Raw genomic sequence first — 11,915 nt, 5'->3', positions numbered from 1 at the left:
GATGAAGGAAACAACAGGTGCAGACCGCATCTTTACTTTTTTTAATACGATTTTAATGCTATTGCTCATAGTAGTCACTTTATATCCGATCTATCATGTTGTAATGGCATCCTTGAGTGATTCGAATCGTTTGATTGCACACCAGGGACCATTGCTTGCGCCGCTTGGCTTTAGCCTGGAAGCTTATATGCGCGTGTTGAAAAATCCTAATATATTCAGCGGATATTTGAATACGTTTATTGTTCTTTTTGCCGGAACGTTCGTTAACTTGCTATTTACGGCGCTTGGCGCTTATGGATTATCCAGAAAATTCATGCTGCGCAAACCTATAATGCTTGCTATTATTTTTACGATGTATTTTAGCGGCGGATTGATTCCTACTTATCTACTTATTAATAATTGGCTGCAAATGGGCAACAACCTGCTGGCGCTTATTATCCCTGTAGCAGTCAGTACATGGAATCTTATTATTATGCGCACCTCCTTCGAGGCGCTGCCGGAAAGCTTAATCGAATCTGCCAAAATAGACGGCTCAGGGGAATTCGGCATTCTGTTCCGCATTGTAGTGCCGTTATCCATGCCGGTTATCGCCGTTATGATTCTATATTATGGCGTTGCTCATTGGAACTCATGGTTTAATGCCATGCTGTTTATTCGCAGCCGAGAGCTGTTTCCGCTGCAAATTATTTTGCGCGAAATACTAATTATCAATGATACGAATTCGATGCAATTAGGAGACGCTATGGCGGATCAAGAAGGAATTAGAGAAAGCATCAAATATGCTACAATAATAGTGGCTACGCTGCCTATCCTATTAATCTATCCGTTCTTGCAACGTTTCTTCGCTAAGGGCGTAATGATTGGTGCGGTAAAAGAGTAGCTGCTGCTAAGATGTCGACCCTAGCTCAGGTGGTGAATGATTACTATGAAACGAAAGGTTTTTAAGTTTTGGCTATATTCGTATTTATTTGTACTAAGTATTCCAATTCTAATCACCTTGATCGTTTTGTTGCAATCACAAAACATGCTGATCAAGGAGGTACGCAAATCGAATGATACGCTGCTTGATCAGGTACAGCAATTTATAGATAACCAGGTTACGGATATTCGGCGTCTTGGCACACAGCTTTCGTTCGATCCCACAATAACGGTTCATTTGAATCGTGACACGTATGATACAGCTGAAGCTAGATTCAAAAATATGAATATCATCTCTGTTCTTAGGGCGTACACCTTTGCCAACGGGAATATTCATGATGCCTATATCTATATGAAGCAAAATGATTATGCCATTACAACGACGACCTACATGCCAGCGGATGATTTGTACACCACCCTGCATAAAACGTTAGGCATTAGCTTTGAAAACTGGCAGGATTGGGTTAGACAAGGAAACCCGGGCACCTTTCTTTCTTTAAATGAGGATACAGTTGGAGCGGCAACAGCATCTGCGGAAAAGCCAACAGCAGTAGCATCCGCGAATGTCTCAGATGCTGCAGCATCCAATCCAGCAACGGCTCGAACGAATGGCGCCTTAGTTTATGTGCAGTCTCTGCCGCTGCAGGAGATGGAGCAATCTTCGGGAACGTTAGTCGTGATGCTTAACGAGGAGCGCTTCACTTCGGCAATTTCACAAATCGGGTTAGCCAATGACGGAGCTGTCTATGTACTTGATTCCGATGGACATATTGTGATGACGACAGGAACAAAAACGGATTTGGCAGCGTTGCCGTTAGCGCAAATGACCGGACAAAGAGGGTTTCTTATTGAGTCGATCAAGGGCGATAATGCAGCGATTTCGTATGTAAAGTCGAGTGAGACAGAGTGGACGTATATTTCAGTAATACCGGAGCAGGTTTATTTGGCGGAAGTTACGATGCTCAAGACTTTAATCTATCTTTCCATTGTATTATGCTTAGGCATCGGCGGATTTATTGCCTTTTGGATGACGCGTAAAAACTATGCGCCTATCAAAAATATGATGGACTTTGTCTCCTCCAAAGTGAAAACGAACTTGAAATCCATGCCGAATGAATTTGCTATATTGCAATCCTTTATGACAGAAAGCGCAGCTATTCAGGATGAGGCCAACAAGAAGCTGGAAGAACAGCGAGTTGTGCTGCGCAACCAGTTCCTTACTCGCTTGCTTAAGGGCAGGGTAGACACGGCTTCCGCATTGTCCCATGCTATAGAAGCACATGATCTGCAATTTAAGACCGATCGTTTTGCAGTATTGCTTGTGCAGATTGAAGACTTTTCTCCCTTGTTCCAGACGAATCAAGGTTTAGACGCGGAGAAGAAATACCAATTTGTATATTTGATCATTACGAATATATTCGGCGAGCTATTAGCTGATCATCATGATGTTTATTTTACTGAAATTGACGGTATGATTGCCTGCTTGGTGAATACGGAAGGCAACGAGAAGGAAGCGAAGAAGCAGCTGCTTGATATCACTTCACAGGCTAAACAATTTATCGAAGAAAGATTTTTTGTGCGCTTTTCTGTAGGGGTAAGCTCCATTCATCCATTATGGTCGTCTATACCGAAATGCTATGACGAGGCGAAAGAGTCATTGGAATACAAGCTGGTGCTGGGCTCCAATCAGGTTATAGCGTATGATGCGATCAAGCAGCCCAAAAATGAGTTTTATTACCCGCTTGATCTGGAACGGCAAATTATTAACTGGATTGGCTCCGGTGATTATGAGGAAGCGGCTGAAATTTTGCAGAAGGTGCTTATTGCTAATTTCGCAGAGGGAACGCTGTCGCTTCAAATGGGCAAGCTGCTTATGTTTGAGCTCCTCGGTACGATGCTTAGAGCTGTTGAGCAATTTCAGCTTGGCACGCGCGAGATTATGGATGTGAAGTCTGAGCTTGTTACGCATATTACCAACTGTGAGACGATGGCCGAAATGGAAGAGGCTATCCTCAGCTTCTTGAAAACCATTTGCGATTACTTGCAGCAGAAGAAGAAAAGTCATAACACGGACCTGAAGAGTCGTATCGTCGAGTATGTATTAGATAATCTTAGTGATCTGAACATAAGCTTGACGAGCATCGGACTTGAGTTCGACATTAACCCGACCTATTTGTCACGCTTCTTCAAGGAACAGACAGGCGAAAACTTTATTGATTTTGTCAATCAACGCAGGGTAGAAAAGACCAAGCAGCTTTTGATGGATACGGATGAACCGATTCAAGCGATTGCCGAACAATGCGGCTTTGCCAACAGCCAGTCTTTACTGCGTGTCTTCAAGAAGTATGAAGGCATCACGCCCGGCCAATTCAGAAAAAGCCGAGTAGGTTAGGCATACTGTGGAGGCTGTAGATTCATTGTGGGCAACCAGCGGTGGAAGCCCAAACTTGCACGCAGTGCTATTCCTTTCAGTTGCTTGTTGACTAAATCGCAATGAATTGGCGCTTACCTTGTGCACGATTCACTTGCCTTTTTTCATAAATATGTGATAGCATAAACACCTATATGGAAAGAGGAAGTGAATCTTCGTGATACTAATCACTGTACCAACACCGGATGTCACCATCTTCAAAAAAGTGAATCCCACAGAAAGCAATATTTACGGATTTACTGAATTTCATCTGATTTCGAGAGAGTTCGGCGGTATATTTATGTTTTACAACGACAAGGATGAATTAATGTTCGTAGGTAAAGCAAGAAAACTAAGACCTAGAATAAAGAAACATTTTGAGGATTCCGTATCCCCAATTAAAATGCACAGAGACAAAGTGGCAAAAATAGAAGTATTTATCGTAGAAGATCCTGTTCATAGGGAAATTTATGAGACATATATCATTAACAAGCTTAAGGCCAAGTATAACGAAGACAAAGTTTTCTTCAGATAATTAGCTACAATCATATTGTGAATGAACTCCAATAGAAACCTGCACAGGTTTCTTTTTTTATTGTTAGGAAATTGAAATATAGGGAGCGGCAGCACAAAGGGTATTTTTTTTCTTCGGCGGGAGGGCATCTTCTGCCGATTTTTTTATCATTGTTTTCATACAGTAATCATTTTTTGCGATAAGGAAAAGGAATGATTATTGCGGTTTATACAGTAGCATTAATACAATGAATACGCGGCCTTGATCCCAATCTTGATCGCAGTGGCACCCCTTTCTATTGCTTGGTGCCCTATCCACAATGAATCGACATCTCTATAAATGTATCATTTTGAGGAGGAACCTATGTACAGAACGGTAAAGAACATTAACGAGCTCATGACTCTATCATTAGGAGAAGGCAATGTAGTACGTACGCTTGGTTATTATGAAATTGGAGATGGAGGCGGCGCCGAGTATATTATTCAGAAGACCTCCTTAGCTGTGGATATGGGAAGCGTCATCCCGGTTCCTGGAGAGTTCCAAGCTCATCTCATCGTTCAGGATAGAGTTTATTATAAGGTTTTCGGAACCAAGAACAACGGAATATTTGATGATGGGATTGCGATTAAGAAAGCCCATGCTTTCGCTAATGCAAAAAAGCTGCCTATCATCAATCCTAGCGGTGAATACTGGATTAAAGACACTTATGACATTGAAATACAAACGGGCGTAGATTGGGGAATGTCTGTTTTTCATATCGATGAGGCTTTTAATCGTACGGATGCTTCTAGGTTTCTAGTGAGTGGGGAGAAACCGGCGATTGAACTGGAGCGTTCACGCCAGATGCAACTATTACCTTATTTGAGAAAGGGACAATATATCATACCGGAGCTAAAGGAATTCGCCAATCATATTGTTATTGTACGAGATGATCATTGTCGGGTCGGACATCGGAGTGGAGATATTCAGAAGTCATGGGCAATGGAAGATTTCTTCTACGTGGAAGAGCATGGACGCATACTTGGCGAGATTACATGGGATTTTGGTGATATTACTCATTTGGAATTGATCCCATGCGATCCTAATTATCTAGTGATACAGGGAGGATCCTTCTTCTTAACTGGTAATAACAGCGGTGATGGCGGCCAGTATAAGTGGGCGGGGTTTCAGATTATGCGTAGTCGTACCACGATAAGAAATCAGTACGTAGGCTTGGAGCCGGGATGCAGCGATATTTCGATGGATCCGAGGAAGGGCTTTTACGGGATTTACAAATGCGCGGACATTACGCTGGAGAATATCAGAATGATTCCTTCCGAATGCAGGAGAGGCGGCTCGTTGAATGTTCCTCACGGAACCTATGGTATTCATGGAGAACGTGTGCTTAATCTGCTTTTGAAAAATGTTATTGCAGAAGGCAGTCATATCCATTGGGGAGTTGTAGGCACTAACTTGATTAAGAACTTCAGAGTAGAGTCGTGTCGTATCAATCGAATAGATGTTCACTTTCACTGTCATAATCTTTATGTTAGAGACAGCACAATTGGCTTGAAGGGTATAACTGTTACAGGCGGCGGAGATTTATTTGTGGAGAATACAACGGTATATGGCAATACGTTTATTCAATTGAGAAGAGACTATGGGTCGCGCTGGGACGGCGATATTCGAATTCGAAATTGCAAATTAAGAGTTGCCGAGACGGAGGATCATAAATCGATATTGTCATTCGACCATGAAGACAAATATTACGGATATGATATTGTTTACAGCAGGACGATTAAAATTGAAGATTTCATTATTGACTACACGTCGGAGCCTTCAGATGATTCTGATATGCGGCTTGTTTATCACCCGTCATTGGACACAGCAGGCGGCAGAACTATTCAATTTCCGTTAAGCATGAAATTCAAAGATATTCTGGTTTCCGGAAGAAATAAGGGATTGAAATGGGAAGAATATCCTTATCTTGAATCATTATGTAAGGTAACGTTTGAAAATGTAGACCTTGATTGATGAATCACGATAGGTGCAGCGCTATTGCCAACTTCACAACATTCCTTTAAAATGTTCGTAGCTTTTATAACATGACAGCCTGTGAAGAATGGAGGAGTTGTTAGTGACGTTTAAGAGAAAGCTGATCATCTACTCGATTCTCATTAGCACGATACCCGTTATGCTGGTTGGGTGGTTAGCAACTTCCTTTGCGTCCAAGAGCATACAGGAGGAAGTACAATTGAATCATCAGCTGCTGCTGAAGCATGTCGAGTACCGCTTGGTGCAGTTTATGAATAATCTCAACACACAGGCTGTAATACTGGCGACAACGCCCATGATCGAGAGAGCTATAGAGACAGGCCCGTCTGAGAAGAAAAATGTAAGCGATTCCATGGAGTTGATTGAGACGCTGCGCAGACAGGTGAATTATTCGCTCATCCGTTATGACATTGCGCTTGTCTATAAGAAATATGACTATGTGTTCTCAACGATTCATAAATCCGTGTCGTATCAGGATTCTATCTATGAAAAGATACTGAAGAGCGCATCTGCTAATCGCAATGCTCCCATCGTCGTATCTCCACAAACCTATAATAATCCAGGTCTTATCCTTATTCGACCCATTCCATATTACTCGCATTATACCGATGGATTCATTGCGTTGAATGTAGACTCTCACGAACTGTCCAAGCTGCTGTTGCAGAGCGATACGGAGCCGAATTACCGGAGTGACATTATCATCATCGACGATTTGGGCAATGTCGTGATCAGTAACGGCGAGGTCGATTCAGGGGCGAAGCTTTTATCTTCTTCAGAGCTATACAAGTTCTGGCAGAAGCCGCAAGTTCAGACAGGCTTCTATTCCCAGAATGGGGAGAAATTCCAGCTTTCGGCGCTTAAGCTGCCAAGTTATAAGTGGACGATTCTTGCAAGCACGCCTATAAGCGAGCTTAACGGTAAAGCAAATAATATAAAGGCTGTTACTTGGGGAGTTATCGCTGTACTGATGTTGTTCTGGCTGATTGTCTCCATTACGAGTACGAATCGACTTCATGCGCCTATTGAGCGCTTGTTGATGCAAGTTCCATCAGCATATAAGCAGCATAAGTCCAATGAATTTCAAATTGTGGAAGAGCTTCTTCAAGATACGATCAAGGATAATCAGGAGCTGAAGCATCAATTCAATGCCCATCTCCCATCGTTGAAGGAGAATATGTCTCATCATCTTGTTTGGGGAGATATGTCAGAGGCTCAGATCCATCTGAAATCCGAGCAGTTGGGCTTGACTATTGAAGGCACTCATTATAGGGTGCTGCTTGTAATCGTAGATCAATTATCTGACTTTACAAATAGCTATATGGGACAGGATCAATCGCTCATTCACTATGCAGTTAAGAAAATGGTCGAAGAAATTTGCGAAGAGGACTATTCCTGTATTGCTTTCGTTCCACAGCCTGGACAAGTGGCGCTTATTGTAGGTGAACGTGATGCTATCAAGAATAGCGAGTGGGAACGAAGGCTATTGCATACTGCGGAGAAAATTCGTCAGGCAGTGTGTACATACTTCCGTTTTACGGTAAGCGTATGTATTAGTAGCGGTGAGACAGGATTGATGGGAATCCGATCATGCTACCAAGAAGCAGCGGACCTGTCGGGTTATCGTTTAATGCTAGGACCGAACATTACGATAACGAAGAACAGTCTGGAGCCATTCATTAAGCAGTATTCAAATGAAATTGTAGCACTCCAGAAGAAGGTGCTTTCCAGACTGACAAGCGGCAGGATACAGGAAGCGACAGTTCTGCTGCACGAATTAACAGAACTGATTGCGAGCAGGGTGCATCATCCAGATACCGTTCGTGGAATCTATTCACATCTATTGATTGAGCTGGACGTGTATTTACATGAGCTGGGTCATGAGCTGCAGCCATTGTTTACAAATAACTTGCACTCTAAACTGCATGAATGGGATACGGTTGAAGAAATTCGCGAATGGCTGATCCGGGAAGTGTTTACCGTTGTTAGTGATTACTTGGATCAATTATCGTTCTCCAAGCAGGATATGGCCGTTTTGGCTGTCATTCAGAGTGTTGATGAGAACTGGGATGCGGATCTCATGCAAATTGCTGAGCAGCACCACATCTCCGTACCAAATTTGAGTCGTGCCTTCAAGGAGAGGACAGGTGAGAATTTCTCGGACTACCTCATACGAACACGAATGACAAAGGCACAGGAGTGGCTGCGGAATACGAGTATGCCGATTGCGAGCATTGCAGAGCGGTTGCATTATTCGAATGTGCAAAATTTCAACCGTTCCTTTAAGCAATACACAGGCATTACGCCAGGCAGGTATCGCAGTGAGCAAGAAGCACAATCGGGTTAATGAGAGGAAGCGGAAAGTCGCAGTTTTATGCGATTCCCGCTTTTTTTATCGCAAATTTCAGCTCGTTATCATTTGTTGCAAGAGCCGCCAAAACGTGATTATTGCGGGTAATTTACACGCTTATTATGATGTATCCAGGTCCATACGGGCTTAATCCCAATTAACAAAGAATGAGGGGGAAGACAAGGATGTTGAAGATGGTTAGCAAGTCAAAGAAGACAGTGTCAAAAATGATTGTGCTCCTGCTCGCAACAGTAATAATGCTATCAGCCTGTTCATCAGCAGGGAATACGAACACACCAAGCATAGGTGGTGAACCAACTTCGAGTGCAACGCAAAATGCAGGGAAAGAAGAGTCTAAGGAACCAGTAAGATTAAGCATTCTTACGACACATACCAATTCCGAATATCCAATGAAAATGAAGGTTGCTGACGATCCGTTCATCAAGGAGTTGAGCAAATTGTCCGGTTATGATCTGCAATATGAATTTTTAGGTCATGCAGCGGATTTTGATCAACAATTAACCGTGCGATTCGCATCTGGCAATCTCGCCGATCTTGTACGTACGCCAAGTATTGAGCATGCGAGTCATCCTGGCGCTGTAGAAGAAGGGATCTTCACGGAACTAGGTCCACTGCTGGAGCAATATGGGCCGAATATATTAGCGAATATTCCACAGGAAGCTTGGGATAGTCCGCTGGTCAGCAAAGACGGCAAGATCTATGCCATTCCAATGACGACAGGGCTTCCTGCAAGCAAGGTTATCTATGTCCGACAGGATTGGCTGGATAAGCTGAAAATGGAGCAGCCGAAGACGATTGATGATTATCTCGCTTTCTTTGAAGCGGTGAAGGTTAATGATATGAATGGAGACGGTAATCCGAATGATGAATATGGGTACTACGTTCGCGAGAACTTGAGCTATGCGGATTTGTTCTTCCAGGAGTTCGGTGTCTCTCCGCATGCTTGGCATGTAGTTGATGGTCAGATGATTCCAGATATCATTCGTCCAGAGATGAAGGATGCGATTGCATTCTGGAAGATGTTATACGATGAAGGATATGTTAATCCAAACTTATTCACAAATTCAGGCGCCGATTGGTCAGCAGGAATTGTACAAGGAAAAGCCGGCGTATGGGTCCATGAAATTGCAAACTATAGCTTGGGCTGGTCTCCTGGCGTTTATGTCAATCAACCGGATGCCAAGGTTGATGTACTGGCTCCGCCTACAGGGCCTAAGGGACAAGGCGGGCTATCGCTCCGCACTAACGGTGTTGGTCATGTTTGGGTCATTCCTGCCTCATCGAAGAACGCAGTAGAAGCAATTAAATTTCTGAATTGGGCTTGGTCTGAGGAAGCGGATAACTTTTTCGCTTATGGTGTCGAAGGCTTTAGCTACGAGGTTAAGGATAACAAGGTGAATTGGAATCAAGCGGTATCAGTAGGAGATTTAAAAGTTAACCCATCCTTCTATCAGAGGATTATTAATGTGCGAGGTACTGGTGCAATGCATGATAATGTAATCGAGATGTCACCTGACAAAGATATCCTGAGAAAGGGTATTAAGATCGCAGAAGAAGCGATTATTGAGCACGATAGTCTCAACATGCCTGCCCTTGAAGCCTTCAGTACAAATCCAGAGCTCAGACCTGGTGATGGGTGGACATCTGGTGGATTGTTCCTCGATATGTTCGCCAAGGTCGTGACAGGCAGAGAAGAGTTGGATCCTGCATTTGATCATTTTGTCACTGAGTGGAAACGTCGGGGCGGCGATGCAGCAATTGCTGAGGCAACAGAGTGGTATAACAGCAAGAAATAACGAATAGCATGCATAATCACCCGCATGGTCGTTAGATCCTTTGCGGGTGTCTTCTTCTACATTAGGAAAAGAGGGGAAATTGTGCTTAAAAAAAACTTGGGAAATGACAAATGGATTGTTCTACTGTTAATGCTGCCTGGCATTCTGCATTTCCTGATTTTTAAATATTTGCCGCTAGGCGGCAACATCATTGCCTTTCAGGATTACAACATGTTCCGCGGCATTATGAATAGTGACTGGGCTGGCTTTAAGCATTTTGCAACGATTTTCACCTATGAAGAGTTTTACAATGTACTGCGCAATACGATTATATTTAGCTTTATGTCCATCCTATTTGGTTTTCCAGCACCGCTAATCTTGGCATTGCTGCTCAATGAGGTCATGAAAATGTGGTTTAAGCGTTCGCTGCAGACACTGCTGTATTTACCTCATTTCCTATCATGGGTCATTGTAGGCGGGATCTTCATTAATCTTCTATCGATAGACGGTGTCCTCAATACACTTCTCTCTTTCGTTGGTATACAGCCAATTGATTTTATAACGAGACCTGAGTGGTTCCGGGGCGTAATCGTGTCTATCGGAATTTGGAAAAGTATTGGGTGGGGCACCATCATCTATCTGGCAGCACTAGCTGGCATTAATCCGAACCTTTATGAAGCGGCCGTTGTCGATGGCGCTGGACGCTGGAAGCAGATGTGGTATGTAACGCTGCCTTCTCTTATGCCGACGGTTGTCGTCCTGTTTCTTCTGCAAATTGGCAATGTATTGGAAGCCAATGTGGAACAAATTTTGATTTTCCTCAATCCGCTTGTTCGAGATGTTGGTGAAGTAATTGATACTTATGTATACCGTGTAGGCTTGTTGAATGCCCAATTCAGCTATACCACTGCAATTGGATTATTCCAGTCCATTGTTGGATTGGTGATGGTCATGTCGTTAAATTCCTTAAGCAAGAAGGTTTCTGGCGAAAGTATTTATTGAGAAGGGAGTAGGAGTTATGGTTAGATCGAAATCAGACTGGGTATTCACCTCCATTAATGGAACAATCTTAATTCTTATTTCCGTATCGATGGTGCTGCCGCTTATTCATCTGCTTGCGGTGTCATTCAGTGATGCGCTGTATGCTAATGCGAAGCTGGTGTATTTCTGGCCGAAAGGATTTCAGCTTGATGTCTATAAAACGATTTTTGGCATGAACACCTTATGGCGTTCAATGGGAGTTACGATTTTTATAACGGTGGTTGGTACGCTCATCTATTTGATGTTTACAACCTCAATGTCTTATGGACTTGCGAGACCTTTCACGCCTGGCAAGAAAATTATTCTGCGTCTTGTACTTGTCACACTCGTGTTTAATGCGCCGCTTATTCCGAATTATTTGGTCATTAGCTCAATAGGGCTCGAAAATACGCTATGGGCATTAATGCTCCCGGGTGCGCTTAATGCGTTCGGCGTTATTATTATGAAAACCTTCTTCCAGGGATTGAGCTCCGAGCTGTTCGATGCTGCCAAAATTGATGGCTGCAGTGAGTTTGGCATTTTTACCCGGATTGCATTACCGTTATCCACGGCTGGTATAGCGACGCTTGCGCTTTTTCATGCGGTAGGGCTATGGAATTCTTACTTCGCCGCTCTCATTTATATTCGTACGAAAGAGCTGTTCCCGCTGCAAATTATGCTTCGCAGTCTTGTCGTTGAAGAGAATTTCATGTTCAATCCAAGTGGCGGAGAAATACTATCGGCTACACCAGAGATGATGAAGGCAGGAATCATACTATTTGCGACTGTTCCTATTCTGATTGTATATCCGTTTCTGCAAAAATATTTCGTGAAGGGTGCTACGCTTGGTTCGTTGAAGGAATAGAAGAATATGGG

General features: G+C 43.2%; 8 protein-coding genes. All 8 read left to right on the top strand.

What is annotated here, in order from left to right; genetic code table 11:
- The first annotated feature begins 1 nt into the window (after position 1).
- The 8 genes from V1L65_RS01965 (at position 2) to V1L65_RS01930 (ending at position 11,904) form a co-directional block, all read left to right on the top strand.
- A complete protein-coding gene (locus V1L65_RS01965) occupies positions 2-880 on the top strand; it encodes a carbohydrate ABC transporter permease (protein WP_331697383.1) in 879 nt (292 codons plus the stop codon).
- Between the two features lie 144 nt (positions 881-1,024).
- Positions 1,025-3,310, top strand: coding sequence for an AraC family transcriptional regulator (locus V1L65_RS01960; RefSeq protein WP_331697382.1), 2,286 nt, complete (start codon positions 1,025-1,027; stop codon positions 3,308-3,310).
- Positions 3,311-3,506: 196 nt separating this feature from the next.
- Positions 3,507-3,863 carry a nucleotide excision repair endonuclease gene (locus tag V1L65_RS01955; RefSeq protein ID WP_331697381.1) on the top strand — a complete coding sequence of 119 codons (357 nt, stop codon included), beginning with the start codon at positions 3,507-3,509 and terminating at the stop codon, positions 3,861-3,863.
- Positions 3,864-4,205: 342 nt separating this feature from the next.
- Entirely contained in the window at positions 4,206-5,855 is a 1,650-nt protein-coding gene (locus V1L65_RS01950) for a hypothetical protein (protein ID WP_331697380.1), read from the top strand.
- Positions 5,856-5,958: 103 nt separating this feature from the next.
- On the top strand, positions 5,959-8,220 hold the full coding sequence (locus V1L65_RS01945; RefSeq protein WP_331697379.1) for a helix-turn-helix domain-containing protein: 2,262 nt from the start codon (positions 5,959-5,961) through the stop codon (positions 8,218-8,220).
- Positions 8,221-8,408: 188 nt separating this feature from the next.
- Positions 8,409-10,040: an extracellular solute-binding protein gene (locus V1L65_RS01940; protein ID WP_331697378.1), complete on the top strand. Its 1,632-nt coding sequence runs from the start codon at positions 8,409-8,411 to the stop codon at positions 10,038-10,040.
- 81 nt (positions 10,041-10,121) lie between these two features.
- Positions 10,122-11,021 carry an ABC transporter permease gene (locus V1L65_RS01935; protein ID WP_331697377.1) on the top strand — a complete coding sequence of 300 codons (900 nt, stop codon included), beginning with the start codon at positions 10,122-10,124 and terminating at the stop codon, positions 11,019-11,021.
- A gap of 16 nt (positions 11,022-11,037) precedes the next feature.
- Positions 11,038-11,904: a carbohydrate ABC transporter permease gene (locus V1L65_RS01930; RefSeq protein WP_331697376.1), complete on the top strand. Its 867-nt coding sequence runs from the start codon at positions 11,038-11,040 to the stop codon at positions 11,902-11,904.
- Positions 11,905-11,915: the final 11 nt, after the last annotated feature.

The organism is Paenibacillus sp. IITD108 (assembly GCF_036541265.1).
Classification (GTDB): Bacteria; Bacillota; Bacilli; order Paenibacillales; family Paenibacillaceae; genus Pristimantibacillus.
Note: the sequence above shows the minus strand (reverse complement) of the source record. Positions and strands in the feature narration are given on the sequence as shown.